This is a genomic window from Rhodococcus sp. KRD197, from assembly GCF_017168235.1.
GTDB lineage: Bacteria > Actinomycetota > Actinomycetes > Mycobacteriales > Mycobacteriaceae > Rhodococcoides.
Map to the genome: position 1 here is coordinate 1 of NZ_JABFAO010000088.1, position 22,356 is coordinate 22,356.

Consider the following 22,356-nt stretch of genomic DNA (forward strand, 5'->3'; position numbering starts at 1 on the left):
GTTCGGTTTCGTGCCGGGCTCGGGCATCGCAAGCGGCTTGGTGGGCGAGTTCGTGGGCGCGGTCGGTGACTGTTCTGGGCAGGGATCGGGTGGCGATGTCGAGCAGTACTGCTACGGCATCAGCTTGGTGTGTGTCGGTGAGGGTGGGGTCGGCGGTGAGGATGGTGGAGTGTCCGTCGGCGATGGCTTTGGCGTGCAGGATGTGGATGGTGCCGTTGGAGAGTGCTTCTGCGACGGATGGGTGGGCGCCGAGCCAGTGGCCGAGGGCGATTTGGTGGGCGGCGTTGCCTTCGGGGATGCGGACGGCGTTGCTGTACCAGCGTTTGATGGAGGAGTGTCCGAGTTTGAGGGCGAGTCCTCTGCGTTCGGCTTCGGCGAGTAGGGCGAGTCGGGATGCGGCGACGCTGGTTTCGGTGGTGTGGATGCGCGCGAGTGCGGTCACGATGTCCTGGTCGGATAGCGTGTGTGCTGTGGTGAAGCCCCCAACTTCTTCCATGCCGGGGAAGGTACAACCCACCACCGACAAGAACGCGGGTCGTTCTATGCGGTTCGCTCTGCGTTGTATTCGAGGACGGCGTCGATCCAGAACTGGAACTGCTCGTCGTCGGCGAGGGTCTCGTCGTCGACCGTGATCCAGCCTTCGCCCATAGCCCGCCCCTTGCCCATTTCCGCACGGTTGGTCCCGGGTCGTTCGAGGTATTCGGCGTCGCGGTCGCAGGCGACGCGGACAAGCAGCGCCCCGCCGCCGATCTTGACTGACGCCACCATCTGATCGTTGACCATGAACGCGAGGCCACCGAACATCTTGGTCTCACGGACATCGCGGCCGGTGAGGGCGCGGCGCACACGTTCGGTGAGTTCGGAGTCGCGAGCCATTGGGTGAGTCCTTCCGGTTACGCCAGGAAAGGGTGGCGTGTGGGTCCTGGGCGTCGTTGCCGAACTATTTGTGCTTCGCAACCGTCAACAACACGACGGAATCCTCGATGGCCTCGAGCGCATGCGTTGCCTGCGGCACCACAATGAGATCGCCGTCCCGGCCCTCCCACGCGTCGTCCGCCGCGGTCAGACGTACCCGTCCGTGGAGTACTTGCACCGTAGCCTCACCTGGGTTTTCGTGCTCGCTCAACGAGTGTCCCGCAAGAAGAGCAATCAGCGTTTGCCGCAGAATGTGCTCGTGGCCGCCGTAAACCGTGGCCGCAGATCGACCACTGGATGCTCGGCCCGCGCGCTCCAATTGTTCACGGGCGAGGGCCTCTAGAGAATGTTTCATCATGTGTGTGCTCCTTCGATGCCATCGGTCGGCACACGAGTCAGGCTTTCACATGACTACGCGCGGTGTCGTCGGATTCGAAGAGCACGGAAGCCGACACCGACGATCAGCACTGCGATTCCGACAGCGATCGACGTGACAGGCAATGTCGCAGCCAGCGTCAGGCAGCCGAGCGCCCCGAGCAGCTGAAATGCTCTCGGGTAGCGGCGTTGATCGGACGCCTGGGAGTACGCGCTGACGTTGGCGATCAGGTAGTACAGCAGCACACCGAAGGACGAGAACCCGATGGCGTCGCGGAGGTCGATGGTGACGATCAAGATGCTGACGACGACAGCGAGCGTGATCTCGGCGCGGTGCGGCACCGAGTATTTCGGGTGCACAGCGGTCAGGTACGAATGCAGATCCCCGTGCCGGGCCATCGCCAACGACGTGCGCCCGACGCCGGCGATCAGCGCCAGCAAGGCTCCCAGCGCGGCCACCCCGGCGCCGACGCGCACCACGGGCGTGGCCCAGGCCTGGCCGGCTGCGGTGACGACGTCGACGAGCGGGGCTGTGGAGGTGGAGAGTCGGTCGGGCCCGAGGACGAGCAGAACCGTCACGGCCACGACGACGTAGACGCCCAGTGCGATGCCCAGCGCGGTGACGATGGCGCGCGGGATGGTCCGCTCGGGGTGGATGACTTCCTCGCCCATGGTCGCGATGCGCGCGTAACCGGCGAAGGCGAAGAACAGCAGGCCTGCGGACTGCAAGATGGCGTACCAACCTGCGTCGGTGAGCATCGCTGGATCGATGCCGCCGGAGGCTCGCGGGCCGGTGAGGGCGAGGACGACTGTGCCGGCCAGAATCACGAGCACGATGGTGACAAGGATTCTTGTGAGCCCGGCGGTGCGAGTGACGCCGAAGTAGTTCACGGCGGTCAACGCGATGATCGCTGCAACTGCAACGGGCTTGGTGTAGCCGTCGGGTGCCGTGTAGGTCGCGAAGGTCAATGCCATGGCCGCGCAGCTCGCGGTCTTGCCGATCACGAAGCTCCACCCGGCGAGAAAGCCTGGCCACTGCCCGAGCTGTTCACGTCCGTAGATGTAGGTCCCGCCCGAGGTCGGGTACCGGGCGGCGAGTTGGGCGCTCGAGGTTGCGTTGCAGAACGCGACGATTGCGGCGATGGCCAGTCCGATGAGCAAACCCGCACCGGCCGCGGCGGATGCGGGAGCGAAGACAGCGAAGACACCGGCCCCGACCATCGATCCGACCCCGATGACGACAGCGTCACCCAGCCCGAGCCGGCGGGCGAGGGGGGCGCTGGATTTCATTCCGACGTTCGCGACAGAGTTTGGTACAGATGCTCGTTCAGTGCCCGCTCTTGCACTCGGTCCAGTGCCCGCGCCAGTTCGGCCTGCGAGGACTCCAGTGCGAGCCGCCGCATCTTCTCGAACATCTGGATCGTGTCGGCGACTTCGTTGTTTTGTGGCATCCAACCCGGGCCATGCTGCGCGATGAGGTGTTGGGCCACGGCCTCGATCATCGATTCCGCGACCGTGTTCATCGACGTAGCCGTGGTTTCGTGAAGATCGAGCAGTTGCTCGAGGGTGAAACCGTACTCGTTCATGTCGATGAACGACTCGAGAAGTACGGGGTCGAGAATCTCGCACTGGTCGCCCTCGATTCGGACGAGTTCGGCCGCGACCAGTCGATCGACGATTTCGGTGCTGCGGATGCCCAGGAATTCTTCGACCGTGTCGAGGGGGATCGACTTGACGTCGTTGGACGACCACTTGCGGGTCACGATTTCTTGAAGACCGAGTATTTCGCCCATGTCCTTGCCCTGTTCCCAACCAGCGAGGAAGTCGGCAATATGAGTGGAGGTGAACCCGCGCTGCAAGAGGGAATCGATGACCTTCAGCCGCGTCAGATGTTCGTCCCCGTAAATGCCTACCCGGCCTCGCAGCGTCGGTGGTGGTAGCAACCCGCGTTCCTGGTATGCGCGAACGTTGCGCGACGTGGTCGAGGCCTCACGCGCCAAGTCGTCTATCCGGTACTCCAACGGTCCCCTCGTCTCTTCCGCGCGTCACCCACCACAGGATAGACGTGATCGGGTCGACGAACGCGTCCCGGGACTACGCTTTCCGACGCTCTCGAACTGCTTCGTCGCGGTGCTCGCGTTGTTGTGCGGCGAATGTCGCTGCCCGCCTCAGCGCGTGACGGGCCTCGGGAACGAGTCGGGGGAGGGCTTGGAAGACGTGCATCTGATCCGGCCAGATCTCCAACGTGCTGCTACCGCCGGACTGCCGAATCATGTTGTGCAGGTATCGAGCGTCTGCGACGAGCATTTCGGCGCCTCCGACCTGTATCAGCGTTGGTGGCAGCCTGTCGATGCGAGGAAGTTGCAGCCGCAGTCGCGGTAAATCTGCCGGGTGGTCGCCGGTGTACATCTCGACCATCTTCCGCGCCGCCGCAGCGGAGATCATCGGATCTTTTCTGCCGCGCTCCTGCGCGGATGCCAGCTCGAAGCGGAGATCGATGAGGGGTGAGAACAGAACCATCGCTCCCGGTTGTGGCATTCGAGATCGATCGTTCTCGATGAGCAGGTCGACGGCGAGATGCCCGCCCGCGGAATCGCCGGCCACGACGATGTCCTCGGCTGCGTGACCTGCGGCGAGGAGCCAGCGGTAGGCGGATTCGATGTCGTCGGCAGCGGCGGGAAACGCGTGTTCAGGGGCGAGCCGGTAGTCGACGGTGAACACTGCGAGTCCCGTGGCCTTCGACAGTGATGATGCGAGACCGCGGTGTGTGCGCGCCGAGCAGATGACGTACGCGCTCCCGTGAAGGTAGAGAATCACTCGTCCGCCGCGTTCGACCCCGGGTGCACACACCCACTCGCCGCGAACCGGGCCCTCGTCGACCTGGGTGGTCGCTGTCCCCTCGACGACGGGACCGAGCAGGCTCATCGAGGTGGCGACGAGGCGTCGGGAGAACCAGAGGCCGGCGCGATTCATGGGAAGTACGTCGGTGACCGGGCGCAGCGCGACCCGAGTCAGGCCCGCCGCAACCCGTGCGCGGGCTGATGAACACCGCGGGACCTGCGAGATTGCAGTGCTGGAAGTAGTCGGTATCACAAAATGACAGTCACCCATCTATGTGCCATTTGTCAATGGTCTATTCATCAGTGGTTAAGTATGCAAGGGTGATGGACGCCACATCGGATCAGAAAGGGGTCGCATGAAGTCATTCCGCCGTACCTCGCGATCGGACTCCGCATCGGCGGACACGACGCCACTCGGTGCAACCGGAGGGTCCCAGCGCCTCGCACTCGAAATCAAGCATGTCAGGCGTGAGACCACCGACTCACTGTCACTGAGTTTCGAGGTCGCATCCGACTTCACCTACGCGCCCGGACAGTTCTTGACGCTGCAGATCCCATGTTCACCTGACGAATCCGTGGCCCGATGCTACTCGTTCTCCAGCTCGTCCGGTTGTGACCCAATGCCCACGGTGACCGTCAAACGCATTGCGGGAGGGCGTGGTTCACAGTGGCTGCATGACAACGCGATACCCGGAATGCGCATCAACGCCCTGCGGCCCGCCGGCGTTTTCGGCCCGAGGAGTTGGCACACCGACCTGGTTCTCGTCGCAGCGGGAAGCGGAATCACACCGATGATGTCGATCATCAAAACCGCTCTTGCTCAGCACCATCAACACCTCACGCTTGTCTACGCGAACAAGTCGCGAGAGTCGATCATCTTCGCCGACCGACTCGCCGAGCTTGGCGAGCAGTACCCGGACCGCTTCGATGTGCACCACTGGATCGAATCGGAGGCGGGCCTACCCAGCCGCGCCGGTTTGGCGTCGTTGCCACTGCGGATCGACTCCGCCAGCGAGGGGCTGCTGTGTGGCCCGGAGCCGTTGATGAACGTCGCCGAGGACTGGCTTCGCGGTTTCGGTGACCATGTGATGCATCTGCATCGAGAGGTGTTCGCCTCGTTCTCGGCAAATCCCTTCGACGACCCCGGGCCAGTAACCGCAAGCACCGCCACATCCGGCGAAGTCACCTCGGGAACAGTCGAACTGGACGGCGTCACCACCGATTTCGACTGGCCGAAGGACACCAAACTCCTCGACCGACTCCTCGAACTCGGCCTCGATCCGCCTTACGTCTGCCGGGAAGGTACCTGCGGCGGATGCGCGTGCACGGTCACCGAGGGTGCAGTGACCATGGCTGCCAACGAGACATTGGACGATTACGAGATCGACCAGGGCGTCCGGCTCGCCTGTCAGTCCACTCCCGACACCGGCGCGGTCCATGTGGTCTTCGACCGCTGATCGAGAAGTTGCCCCGGCTGGTGGTCCTCAGTAAGCCACATCACGGTTTCGAAACGTACGTTTGAACCGATTCTGTAGGACCTATACACAGCTGCACGAACTACTGCTCCACCTCAGTGCCCACGAGAGAAAGAAGGAAGTCCGATGGCAGATTACGTCGAGAAGGCAAAGCACATGGCAGCAGAAACCGCGGGCACCGCGAAGGAGAAGGTCGGCGAAGCCACCGGCAACGATGACCTGCGCAGTGACGGTGCCACCGACCAGGTCGAAGCCAATGCCCATCAGGCCGCGGACGCTGTTTCCGATGGTGCTGAAAAGCTCGGCGAGCAGGCCTCCGAGGTCGCGCAGGACGTCTCCGAGCAAGCCGAGAAGGCCGCGGAGAAGGTAGCCGATGCCGCCACCAGGACCGCATCCAACGCCGTCGACTCGGCAGCAGACATCGTCGACACCGCAGCGACGAAGGCTCGTGAAGTCGACACAGAATCCCTCGTCGAAGTTACGAAAGACAACCGCACCCCGCTGATCGCCGTCGCGACCGCAGCCGCCGCCCTGGTGCTGTTCTACGCATGCCTCAATCGTCGCCGCAAGGCCGCTCAGACGCGCACACCGTCGAAGCGCGCCGTACGTAAGGTCGCCCGCGCCGCGAAGAAGCTTCGCTGACCTACGCGGACTTCAGCGCGTGATCCCCAGCGGGAGGGCAGGGCGAACCAGGCCGCGATAAGCGGGCGCTGGTTCGCCCTCGTGTGGGAAAATGCTGCACAGCGACGTGCAGTCCCGTCATCGGACTGTTGCTGTGCTTTGTCTTAGGACTCCAATCGTTGTACTACCAGCTGGAGCTCAACAAGATCAACGAACACTACGACGCGGCCCCGTCGGGAACTGTCATTCCGCTTGCCGTGTGACTTCGGCAGGTCGCGGTTCGGTCGTTTGCCGATCGTTGTGCCGGGTAACGCTGACATGCACCTGGACGCGATAACGGAAGGATCGAACCATGCCGACGCAGAGCAGTTCATCTGGTTCCGATGATCAACCGCAGTTGAAAGACCAAGACCTCTACGAAAAGTTGCGCGACGAGGGCAACTCCAAAGAGAAGGCAGCCCGCATCTCGAACGCCGCCGCCAACCAAGGCCGCAGCGAGATCGGCAAGAAGGGCGGCGAGTCGCCGTCGTACGAGGAGTGGACCGTCGACGAACTGACCGATCGCGCCAAGGAGTTGGGCATCGAGGGGTACTCGAAGATGAAGAAGGACGAGCTGATCGGCACACTCCGCGAGCACTGACCTACTTCGCGGCCGCTTCTCGACTGAAGGGCATATCGAATTGAGTACCAACCAGGAAGCGCCCGCCTCGCAGGGGAATTCAGCAGACCGCATTCGCGTGGTACTGCGGCCGATGGGTACTCCACTCCCGCTGGGCTTCATTGGCCTCTTCTTCGGAACTGCAGCTTTCAGTGTGCTCCAGCTCGACTGGGTCGCGGCCGATCAAGGCAAGATCATCGCTGCTGCGGTGTTGGCGTTCGCCGTCCCCGTTCAGCTCGTTGCCTGCGTGTTCGGCTTCCTTGCCCGCGATCCCATCGCCGGCACCGGCATGGGCATACTGACCGGAACCTGGGGAATGATCGGGGTATCAACACTTCTCGGTGAACCTGGTGCAACCAGTTCGGGGCTCGGCATTCTTCTGATCCTGTCGGGGCTGGTCATCTTCATCCCCGCGGCCGCCGGAATGGCCAAGAAGCTCGCAGCGGCAGTGATGATTCTGAGCGGCACGCGTTACATCGTCACAGGGATCGCCGAAACCAGCGGCATCTCACAGTGGATGGCAATCGCAGGCTGGACCGGCATCGCTCTCGCTGCCCTCAGCTTCTACGCGGCCCTCGCCTTCGCGCTCGAGGACGCTCACCACCGACCAGTGATCCCCGTCTTCCGTGGCGACGGCGCGCCCGGCGGGGACCTCGACCACGAGACCGCGCAGCTCGAACGGGAAGCCGGTATTCGCAACCAGCTGTGAGTGCGTCGCTGCTCCGGCCTTGACTTCGGCACTGGATAGTAGAACTATCTAGCAAGGAGATAGCCTCACCGAAGGGACGAGCGATGGCCGGCAACGGAGTTCAACCAGGACGCTACACAGCCGAGGTCGACGGCGATTTCGTTGTCTTCCTGATCGGCATGCGACTGAACAAGCTCTGGAAGATCCACAAGTGGATCCACGCGTTCTTGGCTATGCCACGGATGCTTCGTGAGCTGCAGCAGCACCCCGAGAAGGGACTGCTCGACGCTCGAATATCGTTGGGCGGCCGAACGATCACAGTGGTGCAGTACTGGCGTAGTTTCGACCAGCTCGAAGCGTTCGCGAAGAATCCGAACGACCCGCATCTGCCGGCGTGGCGGGCGTTCAACAGACGAGTGGGTGCCAACGGTGACGTGGGGATCTATCACGAGACCTACCGTGTCGGGGTCGGTCGACACGAGTCGATCTACGCGAACATGCCTGTCATGGGCCTGGCTGCGGCCGGGCGATCGGTCAAGGTGGGCAAACTCAGCGAGACCGCGCGATCCCGCATCGAGGCGAGCTGACCACATCTACCAGTGCCACGCATTGCCTCCGACGTTCTCGATCGTGCGCTGCATGACGCGAATCGCCGTCACGAACTCGGCCTCGCTGATTCCCTGCATCCGTTCCTCGTGCAGCTGTTGCTGAAGATCGAAGGCGCGCTGGAATTGTTCGAGGCCCGCGTCGGTGGGCTGCAACCGCGAACCGGTTTCGACGAGCCAGCCTTTCGCGGCAGCGGAGGAAATTGCTTCGACGATGGCGTCGGGGGTGTCGTTGTGACCGATCTTCTCGATGGTTTCGTTGCGGTCGACACCGTCGGCATCAAGGGAAAGCTGTTGTAGTAGCCACCATTCGGGCTGCATGAGACCTATCTCGCGCAGCGCCCCCTGGGTACGCTCGCGAATGGCTTCACCGGCTCGTGCGGTCCAGAATCCGATCGCTTGACGTTCGGGCGGTTGCATCGGTTTTGTTGTCATGGGCATGACGGTAGAACCTGAACATAGCTCGAGGTCAACACCTTTCTCGATCTGGTCGGAGCCCTGCGTTTCGCTACAGATGGATCTGAATGGTCTCGGCGAGCCGGGCGATGCATTCGTCGTTCCTCTTGTAATGGACCCACGGGCCGATCTTTGTCGGTGTCACCAAGTTGGCCCGGTGTAGGACGGCCATGTACTGAGACGCTGTCGATTGGGACACGCCTGCTCGCGACTGGATGTGTTTGAGGCACACTCCAACTTCTTCCGCGGGTGCCGACTGAGGCGGGAAATCGCTTGGGTCCTTGAGCCAGTGCATGATGGCCAGCCGTGCCGGATTGCCGAGCGCAGCGAACACGGCTGACAGCTCACGCTCATCGAGTGGTGTGGTCACCCGCTCGACTATACCGGCCATCGCAATATCGCGATTTGTGGTTAGATAGCCAAATCGCAATATCGCGATTTACAGATGGAGAGTTCTCGATGAACCAAACGAAGCGGGTTGCCGTCGTGGTCGGCGCCAGAGGTGTGATCGGCAGCAATCTCGTCCGGCACCTCCAGGGCAGCGGGGACTGGGATGTAGTCGGTGTTTCCCGACGCGGAGGCGATGATGGACCGGGGCTACGGCATATCTCCGTCGACCTACTCGATGCCGAGGACACTCACCGGAAGTTGTCGCCGCTGACCGACGTCACCCACATTTTTTACGCCGCATACCAGGACCGGCCCACGTGGACCGAGCTGGTTCATCCGAATGTGGCGATGCTCGTCAATGCTGTTTCAGCCATCGAAGCGGTGTCGCCAGGTCTCGAGCATGTGAGCCTGATGCAGGGCTACAAGGTGTACGGAGCCCACCTCGGACCGTTCAAAACGCCTGCCCGGGAGAGCGATCCACCGCATATGCCTCCCGAGTTCAACGTCGACCAGCAACAATTCTTGGAAACCCGCCAACGTGGCAAAGCGTGGACGTGGTCAGCCATCCGCCCCTCGGTGGTGTGCGGTTTCGCCCTCGGTAATCCGATGAACCTGGCGCTGGTGATCGCCGTCTACGCCACCCTGTGCAAGAAGCTCGGCGTTCCTTTTCGTTTTCCAGGTGCGCCCGGTGCCTACACGTCCCTCATCGAGATGACGGACGCCGGGTTGCTGGCCGAAGCCACGGTGTGGGCAGCAACGACACCCGAGTGTGCAAACCAAGCATTCAATATCAACAACGGCGATCTCTTCCGCTGGAACGATATGTGGCCGCGGATTGCCTCCTACTTCGAGCTCGCGACTGCGCCTGCGCTACCGATGTCGCTGGACGTCGTCATGGCTGACAAGGAGCCGGTGTGGGACGAGATCGTGGCGGAAAACTGTCTGGCCGAGACCCCGTATTCCGATGTGTCGTCCTGGGCATTCGGCGATTTCGTGTTCGCCTGGGACTACGACGTCATGGCCGACGGTTCCAAAGCGCGTCGCCTCGGCTTTCATCGGTTCGTAGACACCGAGGCAATGTTCGTAGACATCTTCGACGACCTGCGAAAGAGAAAAATCATTCCGTGACGTTGCCACCATCAGGGGCGCGCGGAGATCCCGTCGTACATGACCCGTCTGATGGCGGTGCCCATGCGCTCCTGTGCGGCCGGGTCGGGTTCCCTCAATGCGGCAAGAACCCCCGAGAGAATCATGCCGTTGATGGCGCGGGCAGTGGACTCGATGTCGAGATCGGTGCGTAGGTAGCCGATGTCGACGCCGTGTTCGAGGTAGCCGGCAGTCAGTCCTACAGCGGCTTCGTGGAAGTCCAACACGCGTTCGCGCATGTCGGCGTCGATTCCGGCGGCTTCGAGTACGAGGAAGCGTGCGACTCTGGGATCCGAGCCGAAGACCGAGGTGAGGGCGTCGCCGATTCGTGCGGTTTGGCGACGGTAGTCGGCCAGGCTGCTCGCTGCCTCGGGGGCGTTTTCGGCCGTCAGTGACGCGACCACTCGCTCGATGAGATCGGTGATGACGTGGTCGACGATGTCGCGCTTGTTCTCGTAGTACCGGTAGAACGTGCCGTGGCCGATGCCGAGACGTGCGGCGATGTCGGCGATCCCGGTGGCGTGATAGCCGCGCTCCGTGAAGCACTCGAACGCAGCTTCGACGATTTCCCGTCGTAACTCCTGCTTCTTCCGCTCGGCCCGAGTCCGAGGTGAACCCACTGTCATGGCCCCAGCCTATTGCACTGGACACAAAACTGACATACCGTTCCGAAAGTGACGTCAGATACTGGCTCTCGCAGTCTCACGCCGACTGACCGGCACGCTCACCTCGATCCCTAGGAGATCTTCATGGCCACGGACTATGACGCCATCATCATCGGCGCCGGATTCGGCGGCATGGGCGCCGCAATCCAGCTCAACAGGCTCGGTCACCACAACCTGCTCATCCTCGAGCGCGAGTCGGATCTCGGCGGAACCTGGCACGTCAACCGGTACCCGGGACTGGCCGTCGACATCCCCTCGTCCACGTACTCCTATTCGTTCGAGCCCAACCCGTACTGGTCGCGGCTCTTCGCGCCGGGTTCGGAGCTGAAGAACTATGCCGATCACGTCGCCGAGAAATACGGTCTGCGACGGCTCATGCGCTTCGACACCGTCGTCGACGGCGCCGCGTGGGACGAAGACAATGCCCATTGGACCGTGAGGTGCCGCGGCGGTGAGCAGCTGACCGCGAAGTACCTGGTTACCGCAACCGGGTTCCTGTCCCAGCCGAAGGTGCCCGACATCGACGGCATCGATACCTTTGCCGGCAAGATCATCCACACCACCGACTGGGACGACACCTACGACCTGACCGGCAAGCGCGCCGCAATCATCGGCACCGGGGCGACCGCCGTCCAACTCATCCCCGAGGTCGCCGAGAAAGTCGCCGAACTCACCGTCTACCAGCGCACGCCGATCTGGGTGAGTCCGAAGCCCGACGCCACCATCCCTGCCCTCGTGCAGAAGACCTTTGCAGCACTTCCGTTGACGCAGCGAATCGTGCGCCTCATCGGTACGTCCATTCTGGAGATGATGATGGTCTCCGGCGTACTGCACTACAAGCAGTTGCCGCTGGTGAACAAGCTGGGCGAACTGTGGTGTCGAGCCCATCTCTCGCGGCAGGTGCGGGACCGAGAGCTCCGTCGAAAGTTGACCCCGGACTACTCCTTCGGATGCAAGCGCCCGACCTTCTCCAACGACTACTACCGCACGTTCACGAAAGACCATGTGAGCCTGCAGACCTCATCGATCGAGAGCGTGGACGCCGAGGGCATCCGCACCGCCGACGGCACCCGACGCGACATCGACGTGCTGGTGCTGGCCACCGGATTCAACCTCTGGGACGTCAACTTTCCGGCGATCGAGATCATCGGTCGCGGCGGCCGCAACCTTGGTACCTGGTGGCGCGAGAACAGATTTCAAGCCTACGAGGGAATCGCGGTTCCGGAATTCCCCAACTTCGTCTCCCTCAACAGTCCGTACTCCTATTCGGGGCTGTCGTATTTCACGACGATCGAGTCCCAGATGAGGCACATCGACCGACTGTTCACCGCGATGCAGGACCGTGAGGCAACGGTCTTCGAGGTCACCCATCATGCCAACGACGATTTCCTGGAACGGATGACGGCGAAGGTCGGCAACTCGGTTTTCGCTCTCGGCCAATGCGCGACGGCCAACAGCTACTACTTCAACCAGCACGGCGAGGCGACACTGCTCCGGCCGAGCTCCACGCTCAGCACCTACCGTCAGGCAAGCAGTTTCCCGCTCGACGATTACGACTACGCCTGAGGAGTGCATTGACATCGCTGACTTTGCGATGCAAAGTTGTTTGCATGAACTCTGCATCGCCAAGTAAGCCAAGCGCCGACGAGGCCCGGCAGCTCGTCGGCGACATCGAAACGTGGTCGGATCAGGGACGCAGAATGTCCTCACCGGTGTGGTTTCCGCTGCTGTGTGTGGCTGTCGCCGTGCTTGCTGCCATTCCGGCGGGCATCGTGCTGGGTGAGAGCTGGAGTGGTCTGTACTGGGCAGTGATGGCACCTGCCTCCGCCGTCGCGTCGGGGTGGTTCTTCGCTACGCGGCGCGTGCAACCGCCGGTCAAACTAGGTGTCGTCGTCTTGGTCACCGGTGTGGTGATGCTGCTGGCGACGATGACACTCCTGTGGTTCGTGGGCGGCCCTTGGGTTGCAGTCGGGCCATGGCTCGTGCTCGGTATCGGTCTGGGAATCTTCGCGCTGGCATGGCGGTCGATCACCATTGCTCTAGTCGCGGCTGCGTCCGCAGTGTCCGCGACCGCAGTTGCACTGGCCGACTTCGACAGCGGATATGCGCTCGTTGCGCTCGTCGTCGGTCTGGTGGCTGCGATTGCAGTCTTCGTCGAACTGATCCGCACCGACACCGCGCACGTATGAGCGAGGAACTGCACCCGACCGTCGGGCTCGATGACACAGTGCACCAGCGCACGCGGCTGGGAATCGTGGCGCTGCTCGACAGTGGAGTGTCGATGGAATTCGGAATACTACGCGACACACTGCATTTGACCGACGGTAACCTCAACCGACACCTCAAGGTGCTCGAGGAGGCCGGCCTCATCACCACCACCAGGAAGACGGGGAAGGGCCGTCCAAAGACATGGATTGCCATTACCGCCGCGGGTCGCGAGGCTCTGGCCGCCGAGCTCGCCGCACTGCGTGCGCTGATCGCCGCGGCGGAGTGACGCGGTCAGCTGGGGGAGTGTCAGGCCAGTGGGACGTCGGTGGGTACGGTGACGAAGCTCGGTCGCTGGGGGTCGAGGACGAGATGTTGTGGGGCCAATTGGGATTCGTTGAGCAGGGGTCGAGGGAGCAGCCCCTTGGGGAAGTTGCCGGCGAAGATGTCCACCCGAAGCCTGTGTCCTGGTTGGAGTACGGCGTCGGTTGCGGTCAGTCCGACGTCGAGGGTGGTGATCTGGCCGGGGACGGTGGGCAGTCGGTCGTCCAGGGTCAGGAGGTGGAACGGATCCACGTAGTCGCCACTGGGTAACCGGGTGCTGCGGGCGTCGTCGGTCTTCCGGAGCGATGCTGCGAGCTGTCCCGAGGTGAGTGCGGTGGAGGTTCCGTCGGGTGCGACGTCGTTGAGTGTCGCGGTCCAGTAGCCGTCGGTGGTGTCGAGCATCGTTTCCAGATGAACGTTGACGGGGCCGGCGATCTGGGTGGCTGCTCCCACCGGTGCGCTGGTGAATGTCAGTGCGGCGTGTTCGGCGATGCGTGAGTCCTTGCCGCAGGCGTCCAGAAGTGCGGTGATTCCGGCCAATCCTTGCGCGCTGTCCTGGGAGCACAGCGTCGCCAGTCCCGGAGCGAGGGTCAGCGTGCCGCCGCTCTGGGTGTCGGTTCGAAGGCTACCGTCGTGCACCGAATGCGGGCTCGTGCCACTCGGTTCCGGGTCCAGGTACATCCTCTGATAGGTCATGCCGGGACGAGGGAACGACGGCAAGCTCGCCCACGGTCCGCCTTGCTGTTTGACCGTGACGGGCCCGTAATTGTCGATGCCGTTGTCGATGCCTTTGAGCCAGCGGTCGAACCATGCGCGCTGCAGGACGTCGAGACGTGGTGGTGCACCCGGTGTTCCGAATTGGGCGGCGGGGTTGAGGTGGTATGTATCGCCCATGATCAGTTGCTTGTGTCCGGGCGGTAGCGGGATCGCGTTGTACATCCGGGGTTGGCTGTTGGTGAAGATGTCGTGCCAGCCTCCGTACAGCATGGTCGGGACGGCGATGTTCTCCGGACGCGCCATGAGATCGGTTCGTATGGAGGAGCCCTCGGTGAGCAGTGTCTCCAGTCCCGGGGGCACGGTGTCGACCGTTTCGGTGACCAGTGCTGCCATGAGCAGGTCGAAGAACACGGCCGGGTGCTCGAGCCGGCTCCGTAGCCATTGCTGATCGAAGGTGCCCTGTGCGAGGGATTGCACGTCCGGGACGAGCTTGAGGACGTTGACTGCGGTCAACCACGGCAGAAGGAACCCGATGCCGACGCCGCCTCCGGGGGCGATGATGTCGCGCAGTAGGTCTCCGCCGGATTCGACGGGAAGAATCGCTTTGAGTGCGGGTGGGTTGGCCGAGGCTGCTTGGACCTGGTTTACGGCCGAGTAGGAGATGCCCGACATGCCGACGTTGCCGTTGGACCATGGTTGGTGACTGACCCAGTCGATGGTTTCGACGGTGTCGAGTTGTTCGCGTTCTCCTAGCACGTTCCATACGCCCTGGGAGAAGCCGGTGCCGCGCACGTCGACGACTACCTGGGTGTACCCGTTGCGCACCAGATCGCCGTCGACTGCGAAGGATCGCAGTGCCCCGCCGGGGATCGCGGACAGCATGTCGCCCAGCCCGCTGAGCGGGGTGCCGCCCAGGTTGAGGGCGCGGGCGAGCATATCGAGGATCTCGCTGACGCCTGGTGTGTCTATGACCTGTGATGCGATGGCGCCGACAAGCTTGGTGTAGGGCGTCATGTTCAGTACGACTGGGGTGGGTTCGGCAATGGGTGTGCCCGAATGATCCGCTGGGCGATACACATTCGCTTTGAGGACGGTGCCGTCGGACATGGTGATGGGGACATCCCACTCGATGGCGACGCCCGGATGCGTGGGGGGAGCGTCGGCGGTGGCGGTCCACTGCAGCCCAGGATTCCCGCCGTCCGGGGGAAGTGCGGGGAGCGCGGACGCAGGAGCTGCTATCGACGCCAACAACGTCGCGGCGAGCACACAGGTGAGCACGGAACGTGTTCGTTTCATTCGTTTCCCATCGGTCTCCAAGAGCGTGTCCCACCTGATCGGCCGCTGGGGCGAGGCGAGAAGCGGAAAAGCTGCGCCGCTGCAGATACCTTAGACAGTGTGTCTCGTATAGTCCAGCATTCGGGCCGCTGACTATCGTGTTCGCCATGGCCAAAGAACGTGATCAGCCCGAGTCCGCGGTAGACGGACGAACCGTGCGGTGGGCCGATCACAAAGCGGAGCGTCGGACGCGCATTCTCGACGCCGGCGTCGCTGTCATCGGCGAGAAGGGGCCTGACGTCGGGGTCGAGACGATTGCGCGACGGGCCGGCGTCCCACGGTCCGTGGTGTATCGAGTGTTCAAGGATCGTTCCGACCTCGATGAGCAACTGCGCGTGCGGATTCTGGGGATTCTGCTCGATCGCCTGGCCATGGACCCCATGGGAACCATCGGGGAAGCTGTCGCCGACGGAGTGGACAGCTACTTGAGCTGGGTGGTCGAGTTTCCGCAGCTGCACCTGTTTCTTGGCATCGGCTCGGCCAGTCGCCGGACCGAGGGGTCGCGGACGGTGACCGGCGCGAAAACCGCTGTGGCGGTGAAGGTGACGGCCGTGTTCGACATGAACTTGCGCGCACGCAACGCCGATCCGGCACTGGCCGAAACTTTGGCGTTCGGGCTTATCGGACTCATCGATCACAGCGTCAACAGGTGGCTCGCCAACCCCGAGCGGGCCATCGACGAGCAGCAGCTGGCCGAGTTCTTGAAACTGTCCATCTGGCAAGTAGTGGACGGGGTGGCCAAACGCGAGGGGATCGAGATTCGACCGAGCGATCCGGTCATCTACTCGTAGCGCATCAGGTCAGGCAGCCCTGGTGGCGGGTTCGCTGCGATAGCGCGATGGCCGACCGTCGATACGCATGGCCTTCCACACTCGACGCGAGAAGCGATTCATCAGTCCCAGCTCGCCGCAGAGCATACGCACGTCACCGAACATGTCGCGCAGAACCTTGCTCGAGTGCTCGCTGTCCCACCACACCTCGTCGACGACCTCTTTTGGAATGTCTAGGTCGCGCCGCATCTTTCGGGTGGGTTTGAGGATGGCGTCGCACAGTACGCGCATGACGATCGGGGTCGCGACGCCCATCACGGCCCGTTGACGCGAGCTCAGCTTGGGTGCCTTGTATTGCAGGTATTGGTGCGCGAAACCGATGTGCCGCGCTTCCTCGGCCACGTGGATCTGCATGATGCGAGTGACCAGTGGGTGACGCTCATGGCCGCTGCGCAGCATGGTCTTCTGCACATGGTCGATCGGCTCCTCGCCCGCCAGGACGCCGACGAAGAATCCGAACGGGAGTGGGCCGGCAGCCAGGGGCATGATCGGTGCTAGTTTTCGGAACCATCGCGGCCCGCCGGCAACGTCGATGCCCATGCGGTTGACCAATTCCTGGAACATCTGAGTGTGGTGGCACTCCTCGGTCGCTTCGTGCGTGGAGTAGCGAAATTCCGGTGAGTTGTTCGGTAGCGAGAGCGCGTAGTGCATGAGGCCGCTGATGAGGATCTGCTCGAACTGCAGACCGACCTTCATGGTGTTGGCCTGCATGTACATGCCGATCTCGATCTGCCGCTGCAGTGGCAGCGACCGATACCACGTGGTGGCGCCAAGGGGGTCGAACGACGGCAGGACCCAGCGTGGATCGTCGGCAATCACCGCGTAATCGGGTTCATCCCACGGGATGTCGACGAAGGCGTCGAAATGTTTGTGCACCGAGGCGGTGGAGAGCGTCTGCAGGGTCTGCTCGTACGCGATTCGCGTTGTGCTCGCAGTCATGGTGACGAGGTCCTTCCGAGCGAGACTATCGCCCAAACATCTACATTGGACAGGATGTCTCATTCACGTTAGTGCAACACGATGTCACAGACAACCGTCCTTGACGGGCTAGAGCATCCTCCCTAAAGTCGATTTCGAATCGAGATTGACTACCGGGCGTCTCGACTGCGAGTGGGGAGCGGGACACATGGCGCAACGGGACGCGACGGTAGCCATCGTGGGCGCGGGGATGTCGGGGTTGTTCGCCGCCCGTGAGCTGCATCGTCAGGGAATCGACGTGCTGGTTCTCGAAGCAGCGGATCGGCTCGGGGGTCGCGCGTTGACCGAGACGACGGTGCTCGGATCTCGAGTGGACCTCGGCGGCCAGTGGATCGGCCACGATCACCATCGCGTGACTGCGCTCGCCGCCGAGCTCGGCGCCACCAAGTACGCCATGCACACACGAACGCTGCCGCAGGCGATCGACGGAGACCGCACCCTGTCGATGCTGTCTCCCGAGGGGCTCGAAGCCACCGCGTGCCTGACGATCGTTGCTGCGCTCTCCGAGTTCGGCGGGACCGAACGCTGGGGCGATAGCACCGTGCAGTCGTGGCTGGACCACGTTCCGGGGGCCAGTGTTCGTCGTCTGCTGGAGGTGATCGCGCAGATCTCCTGGACCGTCGACCTGGACCGGTATTCCGTCGATTCGTTGGCGAAGATGATTCGGAGAGAGGGCGGCATCAAAGACATGCTGTCGACGTCCGGCGGCGCGCAGGAGTCTTTGCTTGTCGAGGGGATCGGAGCGCTCATCGACGGCATGGCCGCGGAGCTCGGACCGCGTGTGCGCACGGGGAGCCGCGTCACCGCGATCGTTCGCGACGACAGCGGGGTGACGCTCCGAACCTCCTCCGGTGAGGTGCGAGCTGCGAAGGTCATCGTCACGGCTGCGCCGCCGATGGCGCGAAAGATCGAGCACCAACCTGCCCTCCCGCCGGGGCGGGTAGCGCTGGAGGAGAACACGTCCATGGGGTCGGTGTACAAGGCGATCGCGGTGTACGACGAGCCCTTCTGGCGCGAAGGCAAGGGCGGGGAGTTCATCATTCTGGACCGACCGGGCGGGGGAGTCTTCGACACCAGCCCCGTCGGCGGGCCGGGTCACCTGTGCTTTCTCGCGGGCGGACCATCAGCGCGGGAGATGTCCCAGCTCGACGCGCAGGCTCGTCGCGAGGCCGTTCTCGCGCCACTGGCGCGGCACCTCGGATCCAGGATTCTCCAGCCGGCGGGATGGCACGAGAAGTCCTGGCACTTGGATGAATTCGTCGGTGGCGGATACTCGGCGGTGCCCGATCCGGGGATGAGCGAGTTGCGTCTGCCGATGTGGTCCGAACCGATCGGCCACATTCACTGGGCGGGTACCGAGACGGCCGCCGACCATGCTGGGTACTACGAGGGTGCCATCGAATCCGGGTCCCGGGTAGCGCGCGAGGTGGCGGCGGCGCTCACGGCGAATACGACGCGAGGTACGCGGTAACCATCCGTCGTGCCTCGTCGATGGTCGCCTCGTCACCCTCGGGCACGCGGAAGGCCACCTCGAAGATGCGGTCACCGGCCTCGTAGGAAAGGTGCACGGCCAGCAGTGGGGTGTCCGGACGGACGAGTTCTCGGTCGATGAGGAGGCGCAGGATTCGCGCGCTGCGGGCCTCGTCGGACGCGTCTGTGGGTACCTCGAGGTTCGAACCGCGGCCCGAGAACCAGAGTTGAACGATGCTCGGGTACGACCGGAAGTAGGCGACCACCGCGTCGACCACCGCGTCGACGGCCTCGCCGAGCGTGCACGGCGGTAGGGCATCGAGGGCGCCGATGATTCGCCCGTCGAGTGCGCGGGTGTGCCGTGCCATGAGCTCCGCCTCGATCTGGAACCGGTCGGCGAAGTAGTGGTAGACGGAGGCGGTGGGAATGCCTGCGCGCTCTCCGATGGCCTTGAGGGTGGCGCCCTCGTAGCCCTGCTCGGCGAGCAGCTCTTCTGCGGCGGCGAGCAGCGCCTTCACGCGTTCTGCCCCTCGGCGTTGGACGCCGGTCGAACGGCTCTGAGTCGAGGTCCGCGCCGCCTGCTTCTTCGAACCGGACGTGGTAGTCGAAAACTCGATCACGATTCGAAACGGTATCAGCAGCTGCGCGTCGGCGGTCACTCGTAGGTTTACAAATTTCTAGATTTGTCTATCAAAATTACAAAATGGCTGTATTGTCTAGTCAGAAGTGATCGCACTCACCAAGGAGGAACCGATGACGACATCGAATGTCGAACATCAGGCGGAGGCGCCGACCGACGCCTGGCGCGACCGCAAGCGCTATCTGTGGCTGATGGGCTTGATCCCACCGACCGCGGTGTTCGTCGCCACCGGTTTGGTGTGGGCGTTCAACCAGCTCGGCTGGACAGCTGTGTCCCCCGTTTGGTGGTGGATCGGCGCGCTGCTCGTCTACGGACTCCTTCCCGTTCTCGACCGCTTCTTCGGACCCGACGGGCAGAACCCGCCCGAGGAGGTGATGGAGCAGCTCGAGAACGACAAGTACTACCGCTACTGCACCTACGCCTACATCCCGTTCCAGCTGGCTAGCCTGGTGTTCGCCTGCTACCTGTGGACGGCGGACAACCTGAGCTGGCTCGGCATCGACGGCGGACTCGGCCTGATCTCCAAGATCGGACTCGCCATCACCGTCGGCGTCATGGGCGGAATCGGCATCAACACCGCGCACGAGATGGGCCACAAGAAAGACAGTCTGGAGCGGTGGCTGTCCAAGGTCACACTGGCCCAGACTTTCTACGGACACTTCTACATCGAGCACAACCGCGGCCACCACGTCCGCGTCGCGACGCCTGAAGATCCCGCCAGCGCCAAGTTCGGCGAAAGCTTCTGGACCTTCCTGCCGCGCAGCGTGTGGGGCAGCCTGAAGTCCTCGTGGGAACTCGAGCAGCAACGCATGCAGCGAGTCGGCAAGAGCACGTGGAGCATCCACAACGACGTACTCAACGCCTGGTTGATGTCCGTGGTTCTCTATGCCGTCTTGATCGCGGTCTTCGGTCCGGTCGTGTTGCCGTTCCTCATCATTCAGGCGATCTACGGATTCTCGCTGCTGGAGACGGTGAACTACCTCGAGCACTACGGCCTGCTGCGGCAGAAGAAGGCCAACGGCCGGTACGAGCGCTGCGCGCCGGAACACAGCTGGAACTCCGATCACATCGTGACCAACATCTTCCTCTACCACCTGCAGCGTCACAGTGATCACCACGCCAATCCGACGCGGAGGTACCAGATCCTGCGCAGTATGGAAGGCGCACCCAACCTGCCCAGTGGCTACGCGAGCATGATCTCGCTCGCCTACTTCCCACCCATCTGGCGCAAGGTGATGGATCACCGCGTCCTCGATCACTACGACGGCGACATCACCCGCGTGAACATCCAGCAGTCCAAGCGCGCGAAAATCCTGCGGAAGTACGGAGCACAGGTATGAACGAGTCGATGCCTGAATCGATCGTGATCATCGGTGCCGGCGCAACAGGTTTCACCGCAGCCAAGACGCTGCGCGAGAAGGGGTTCACCGGAACCGTCACCCTGATCGGTGACGAGCATGCGCAGCCGTACCGACGGCCGGCGGTGTCCAAGGAACTCCTCGCCGGTACCAAGACCATCGAGCAGGTTCTGCTCGGCGCGCTCGCGGACGAGATCGACTTCCGTCACGGCGATACGGTGGTGTCGATCTCGGCGGACGAGGTGGTCCTCGACAGCGGAGATCGCGTCCCCTTCGATGCCCTACTGCTCGCCACCGGTTCCCGTGCCCGGCAACTCGATCATCTCGACGGCGCGCCCGTCTTCACCCTGCGCACCGCGTCTGACATCGAACCGCTGCACGCCGAGATCCGCCGGACCGGTTCGCTCCTGGTCATCGGCAGCGGACTGATCGGGTGCGAGGCGGCAGCGGTCGCCCGCGAACTCGGCGCCGAGGCAACGATTCTGTCCGCGGACATGCCGTTGAGTCGAATTGTGCCACCGGCTATTTCGGAGCTCTACCTGAACCTGCACGCAGAGAAGGGCGTCGCCATCCACACCGGCGTCACCGTGGCCGCGGTGGAAAAGCTGCCCGACGGCACCGTCCGCGCAATCGCCGAGGACGGCCGCAGCTGGGAGGCCGGCACGGTGCTGGTGGCCGTGGGGTCGGTAGCCAATGCCGAACTCGCCGTAGCCTCGGGCATCGAGACCCGCGCGGGCATCGTCATCGACGCGCAGATGAGGACGTCGTCGTCGAACATCTACGCGGCCGGCGACGTCGCCGAGGTTCCCAACACGATTCTCGGTGGGACCTATCGCAGTGAACATTGGAACGGCGCGATCGATCAGGGCGCGGCTGCGGCCCGCTCGATGCTCGGCATCGGCACTGACGGTCTGGACGTTGTCGACGGCCTCGACGTTCCGTGGGGATGGTCCAACCAGTACGGCGTGAACCTGCAGTTCGCCGGCTGGACCGGATCAGACGACGACTACGTGGTTCGCGGTTCGATCGCCGACCGGCGTTTCACCGCGTTCGCGTTGCGCGGCGACAAGCTGGTTGGAGCCGTCGGTATCGGCCGGCCCAAGGACATCAGAGCTGTGCGAGCACTGGTCGCGGACGAGCGCCCGGTCGACCGAGCGTTGTTGGCCGACGACAACGTGGACCTGACCGCAGTCACCGTGCCCCTCAGTGGCGTCAGAGAATGAACCCGATCGTGAGAAGCACGAGAGCCAGCAGGGGAGTTGTGCCCTGCACGATGGCTGCGCGTTTCTTGTCGGGCGAGGTCACCATGAGCACGATCGCTGCCAGCAGCATCGAACCCGTACCCGCGAAAATGAGCGCGGCTCCGGCTGCGGTCGCATCGATGAGCACGGCGACGATGCCCACTGCCGTGACGACCGCCAAGAACAGGTTGTAGAAACCCTGGTTGAAGGCCATCTCTTTGGTGGCTTCAGCTTGTTTGACGCTGGTACCGAACGCCGTGCGGGTGCGCGGTGCGGTCCAGAGGAACGATTCGAGCACGAAGATGTACACGTGCAGCGCGCTGGCGAGTGCGGCGAAAATCAGACCGGCGGCGATCATGTGAAGCCCTTCTGCGGTGCGAACGGACACGTCACCGTATCGCAGGAGGTGCTCGGAGGAGGTCGA

The 22,356-nt window shown here is 63.2% G+C and carries 25 protein-coding genes and 1 pseudogene; 13 read left to right on the plus strand and 13 right to left on the minus strand.

Annotated elements, in window-relative coordinates:
• The 6 genes and pseudogenes from J1M86_RS25720 to J1M86_RS25745 all read right to left on the minus strand — a co-directional run.
• Positions 1-496, minus strand: a pseudogene (locus J1M86_RS25720) (DUF222 domain-containing protein); the annotation flags it as partial.
• A gap of 44 nt (positions 497-540) precedes the next feature.
• Entirely contained in the window at positions 541-876 is a 336-nt protein-coding gene (locus tag J1M86_RS25725; RefSeq protein ID WP_206511894.1) for a TfoX/Sxy family protein, read from the minus strand.
• A 64-nt stretch (positions 877-940) separates the two neighbouring features.
• Entirely contained in the window at positions 941-1,273 is a 333-nt protein-coding gene (locus J1M86_RS25730; protein WP_206511895.1) for a cupin domain-containing protein, read from the minus strand.
• A gap of 53 nt (positions 1,274-1,326) precedes the next feature.
• Positions 1,327-2,580: an APC family permease gene (locus J1M86_RS25735; RefSeq protein WP_206511896.1), complete on the minus strand. Its 1,254-nt coding sequence runs from the start codon at positions 2,578-2,580 to the stop codon at positions 1,327-1,329.
• Positions 2,577-3,311, minus strand: coding sequence for a MerR family transcriptional regulator (locus J1M86_RS25740; RefSeq protein WP_206511897.1), 735 nt, complete (start codon positions 3,309-3,311; stop codon positions 2,577-2,579). Before J1M86_RS25740 ends, J1M86_RS25735 begins: the two co-directional genes overlap by 4 nt.
• Positions 3,312-3,384: 73 nt before the next feature.
• Complete coding sequence (locus J1M86_RS25745; RefSeq protein WP_241260680.1) at positions 3,385-4,263, minus strand: alpha/beta hydrolase; 879 nt, start codon at positions 4,261-4,263, stop codon at positions 3,385-3,387.
• Positions 4,264-4,486: 223 nt separating this feature from the next.
• On the opposite strand from J1M86_RS25745, the gene J1M86_RS25750 reads away from it, so the two are divergent.
• The 5 genes from J1M86_RS25750 (at position 4,487) to J1M86_RS25770 (ending at position 8,159) form a co-directional block, all read left to right on the plus strand.
• Positions 4,487-5,587, plus strand: a complete 1,101-nt coding sequence (locus tag J1M86_RS25750; protein WP_206511899.1) for a ferredoxin--NADP reductase — start codon at positions 4,487-4,489, stop codon at positions 5,585-5,587.
• Between the two features lie 144 nt (positions 5,588-5,731).
• Positions 5,732-6,247 (plus strand): CsbD family protein, encoded by a 516-nt coding sequence (locus tag J1M86_RS25755; protein WP_206511900.1) that lies wholly within the window; start codon positions 5,732-5,734, stop codon positions 6,245-6,247.
• 331 nt (positions 6,248-6,578) lie between these two features.
• Positions 6,579-6,866, plus strand: coding sequence for a Rho termination factor N-terminal domain-containing protein (locus tag J1M86_RS25760; protein ID WP_075838140.1), 288 nt, complete (start codon positions 6,579-6,581; stop codon positions 6,864-6,866).
• Between the two features lie 112 nt (positions 6,867-6,978).
• Entirely contained in the window at positions 6,979-7,593 is a 615-nt protein-coding gene (locus tag J1M86_RS25765; RefSeq protein ID WP_206511901.1) for a hypothetical protein, read from the plus strand.
• Between the two features lie 83 nt (positions 7,594-7,676).
• Positions 7,677-8,159 (plus strand): DUF4188 domain-containing protein, encoded by a 483-nt coding sequence (locus tag J1M86_RS25770; protein WP_206511902.1) that lies wholly within the window; start codon positions 7,677-7,679, stop codon positions 8,157-8,159.
• Positions 8,160-8,165: 6 nt separating this feature from the next.
• On the opposite strand, the gene J1M86_RS25775 is transcribed toward J1M86_RS25770, so the two are convergent.
• Positions 8,166-8,612, minus strand: coding sequence for a MarR family winged helix-turn-helix transcriptional regulator (locus J1M86_RS25775; RefSeq protein WP_206511903.1), 447 nt, complete (start codon positions 8,610-8,612; stop codon positions 8,166-8,168).
• A 73-nt stretch (positions 8,613-8,685) separates the two neighbouring features.
• Positions 8,686-8,928: a helix-turn-helix transcriptional regulator gene (locus J1M86_RS25780; protein WP_230557100.1), complete on the minus strand. Its 243-nt coding sequence runs from the start codon at positions 8,926-8,928 to the stop codon at positions 8,686-8,688.
• Between the two features lie 164 nt (positions 8,929-9,092).
• Here J1M86_RS25780 and J1M86_RS25785 point away from each other — a divergent pair, with 164 nt between their 5' ends.
• On the plus strand, positions 9,093-10,151 hold the full coding sequence (locus tag J1M86_RS25785; protein ID WP_206511904.1) for an SDR family oxidoreductase: 1,059 nt from the start codon (positions 9,093-9,095) through the stop codon (positions 10,149-10,151).
• An 11-nt stretch (positions 10,152-10,162) separates the two neighbouring features.
• Here the strand turns inward: J1M86_RS25785 and J1M86_RS25790 are convergent, their stop codons facing one another.
• Positions 10,163-10,795: a TetR/AcrR family transcriptional regulator gene (locus J1M86_RS25790; RefSeq protein WP_075838147.1), complete on the minus strand. Its 633-nt coding sequence runs from the start codon at positions 10,793-10,795 to the stop codon at positions 10,163-10,165.
• 123 nt (positions 10,796-10,918) lie between these two features.
• On the opposite strand from J1M86_RS25790, the gene J1M86_RS25795 reads away from it, so the two are divergent.
• From J1M86_RS25795 to J1M86_RS25805, 3 genes are read left to right on the plus strand one after another with little or no spacing between them, the layout of a single operon-like run.
• Positions 10,919-12,400: an NAD(P)/FAD-dependent oxidoreductase gene (locus J1M86_RS25795; protein WP_206511905.1), complete on the plus strand. Its 1,482-nt coding sequence runs from the start codon at positions 10,919-10,921 to the stop codon at positions 12,398-12,400.
• A 44-nt stretch (positions 12,401-12,444) separates the two neighbouring features.
• Positions 12,445-13,023, plus strand: a complete 579-nt coding sequence (locus J1M86_RS25800; RefSeq protein ID WP_206511906.1) for a hypothetical protein — start codon at positions 12,445-12,447, stop codon at positions 13,021-13,023.
• Positions 13,020-13,328 (plus strand): transcriptional regulator, encoded by a 309-nt coding sequence (locus J1M86_RS25805; protein ID WP_206511907.1) that lies wholly within the window; start codon positions 13,020-13,022, stop codon positions 13,326-13,328. Before J1M86_RS25800 ends, J1M86_RS25805 begins: the two co-directional genes overlap by 4 nt.
• A 20-nt stretch (positions 13,329-13,348) precedes the next feature.
• Here the strand turns inward: J1M86_RS25805 and J1M86_RS25810 are convergent, their stop codons facing one another.
• Positions 13,349-15,376, minus strand: a complete 2,028-nt coding sequence (locus tag J1M86_RS25810) for a CocE/NonD family hydrolase (protein ID WP_206511908.1) — start codon at positions 15,374-15,376, stop codon at positions 13,349-13,351.
• A 146-nt stretch (positions 15,377-15,522) separates the two neighbouring features.
• Here J1M86_RS25810 and J1M86_RS25815 point away from each other — a divergent pair, with 146 nt between their 5' ends.
• Complete coding sequence (locus J1M86_RS25815) at positions 15,523-16,206, plus strand: TetR/AcrR family transcriptional regulator (protein ID WP_206511909.1); 684 nt, start codon at positions 15,523-15,525, stop codon at positions 16,204-16,206.
• A 9-nt stretch (positions 16,207-16,215) separates the two neighbouring features.
• On the opposite strand, the gene J1M86_RS25820 is transcribed toward J1M86_RS25815, so the two are convergent.
• The gene (locus tag J1M86_RS25820) at positions 16,216-17,184 is read right to left on the minus strand and encodes a diiron oxygenase (RefSeq protein WP_206511910.1); all 969 of its coding nucleotides are present in this window, start codon (positions 17,182-17,184) and stop codon (positions 16,216-16,218) included.
• A 187-nt stretch (positions 17,185-17,371) separates the two neighbouring features.
• Here J1M86_RS25820 and J1M86_RS25825 point away from each other — a divergent pair, with 187 nt between their 5' ends.
• Positions 17,372-18,694, plus strand: coding sequence for an NAD(P)/FAD-dependent oxidoreductase (locus J1M86_RS25825; RefSeq protein WP_206511911.1), 1,323 nt, complete (start codon positions 17,372-17,374; stop codon positions 18,692-18,694).
• Here the strand turns inward: J1M86_RS25825 and J1M86_RS26655 are convergent.
• Entirely contained in the window at positions 18,663-19,313 is a 651-nt protein-coding gene (locus J1M86_RS26655; RefSeq protein ID WP_230556831.1) for a TetR/AcrR family transcriptional regulator, read from the minus strand. The genes J1M86_RS25825 and J1M86_RS26655 overlap by 32 nt on opposite strands.
• 133 nt (positions 19,314-19,446) lie before the next feature.
• On the opposite strand from J1M86_RS26655, the gene J1M86_RS25835 reads away from it, so the two are divergent.
• Positions 19,447-20,673 (plus strand): alkane 1-monooxygenase, encoded by a 1,227-nt coding sequence (locus tag J1M86_RS25835; protein ID WP_206511912.1) that lies wholly within the window; start codon positions 19,447-19,449, stop codon positions 20,671-20,673.
• On the plus strand, positions 20,670-21,914 hold the full coding sequence (locus J1M86_RS25840) for an NAD(P)/FAD-dependent oxidoreductase (RefSeq protein ID WP_241260681.1): 1,245 nt from the start codon (positions 20,670-20,672) through the stop codon (positions 21,912-21,914). The genes J1M86_RS25835 and J1M86_RS25840 overlap by 4 nt, the downstream gene beginning before the upstream one ends.
• Here the strand turns inward: J1M86_RS25840 and J1M86_RS25845 are convergent.
• A complete protein-coding gene (locus J1M86_RS25845) occupies positions 21,904-22,290 on the minus strand; it encodes a DUF1304 domain-containing protein (protein WP_075838175.1) in 387 nt (128 codons plus the stop codon). The genes J1M86_RS25840 and J1M86_RS25845 overlap by 11 nt on opposite strands.
• Positions 22,291-22,356 lie beyond the last annotated feature (66 nt).

Bases quoted from the DNA above. Each gene is read 5' to 3' on its own strand.
- J1M86_RS25725 (WP_206511894.1), bottom strand. From the start codon at position 876: ATGGCTCGCGACTCCGAACTCACCGAACGTGTGCGCCGCGCCCTCACC.
- J1M86_RS25730 (WP_206511895.1), bottom strand. From the start codon at position 1,273: ATGATGAAACATTCTCTAGAGGCCCTCGCCCGTGAACAATTGGAGCGC.
- J1M86_RS25735 (WP_206511896.1), bottom strand. From the start codon at position 2,580: ATGAAATCCAGCGCCCCCCTCGCCCGCCGGCTCGGGCTGGGTGACGCT.
- J1M86_RS25745 (WP_241260680.1), bottom strand. From the start codon at position 4,263: ATGAATCGCGCCGGCCTCTGGTTCTCCCGACGCCTCGTCGCCACCTCG.
- J1M86_RS25750 (WP_206511899.1), top strand. From the start codon at position 4,487: ATGAAGTCATTCCGCCGTACCTCGCGATCGGACTCCGCATCGGCGGAC.
- J1M86_RS25755 (WP_206511900.1), top strand. From the start codon at position 5,732: ATGGCAGATTACGTCGAGAAGGCAAAGCACATGGCAGCAGAAACCGCG.
- J1M86_RS25760 (WP_075838140.1), top strand. From the start codon at position 6,579: ATGCCGACGCAGAGCAGTTCATCTGGTTCCGATGATCAACCGCAGTTG.
- J1M86_RS25765 (WP_206511901.1), top strand. From the start codon at position 6,979: ATGGGTACTCCACTCCCGCTGGGCTTCATTGGCCTCTTCTTCGGAACT.
- J1M86_RS25770 (WP_206511902.1), top strand. From the start codon at position 7,677: ATGGCCGGCAACGGAGTTCAACCAGGACGCTACACAGCCGAGGTCGAC.
- J1M86_RS25775 (WP_206511903.1), bottom strand. From the start codon at position 8,612: ATGACAACAAAACCGATGCAACCGCCCGAACGTCAAGCGATCGGATTC.
- J1M86_RS25780 (WP_230557100.1), bottom strand. From the start codon at position 8,928: ATGCACTGGCTCAAGGACCCAAGCGATTTCCCGCCTCAGTCGGCACCC.
- J1M86_RS25785 (WP_206511904.1), top strand. From the start codon at position 9,093: ATGAACCAAACGAAGCGGGTTGCCGTCGTGGTCGGCGCCAGAGGTGTG.
- J1M86_RS25790 (WP_075838147.1), bottom strand. From the start codon at position 10,795: ATGACAGTGGGTTCACCTCGGACTCGGGCCGAGCGGAAGAAGCAGGAG.
- J1M86_RS25795 (WP_206511905.1), top strand. From the start codon at position 10,919: ATGGCCACGGACTATGACGCCATCATCATCGGCGCCGGATTCGGCGGC.
- J1M86_RS25800 (WP_206511906.1), top strand. From the start codon at position 12,445: ATGAACTCTGCATCGCCAAGTAAGCCAAGCGCCGACGAGGCCCGGCAG.
- J1M86_RS25805 (WP_206511907.1), top strand. From the start codon at position 13,020: ATGAGCGAGGAACTGCACCCGACCGTCGGGCTCGATGACACAGTGCAC.
- J1M86_RS25810 (WP_206511908.1), bottom strand. From the start codon at position 15,376: ATGAAACGAACACGTTCCGTGCTCACCTGTGTGCTCGCCGCGACGTTG.
- J1M86_RS25815 (WP_206511909.1), top strand. From the start codon at position 15,523: ATGGCCAAAGAACGTGATCAGCCCGAGTCCGCGGTAGACGGACGAACC.
- J1M86_RS25820 (WP_206511910.1), bottom strand. From the start codon at position 17,184: ATGACTGCGAGCACAACGCGAATCGCGTACGAGCAGACCCTGCAGACG.
- J1M86_RS25825 (WP_206511911.1), top strand. From the start codon at position 17,372: ATGGCGCAACGGGACGCGACGGTAGCCATCGTGGGCGCGGGGATGTCG.
- J1M86_RS25835 (WP_206511912.1), top strand. From the start codon at position 19,447: ATGACGACATCGAATGTCGAACATCAGGCGGAGGCGCCGACCGACGCC.
- J1M86_RS25840 (WP_241260681.1), top strand. From the start codon at position 20,670: ATGAACGAGTCGATGCCTGAATCGATCGTGATCATCGGTGCCGGCGCA.
- J1M86_RS25845 (WP_075838175.1), bottom strand. From the start codon at position 22,290: ATGATCGCCGCCGGTCTGATTTTCGCCGCACTCGCCAGCGCGCTGCAC.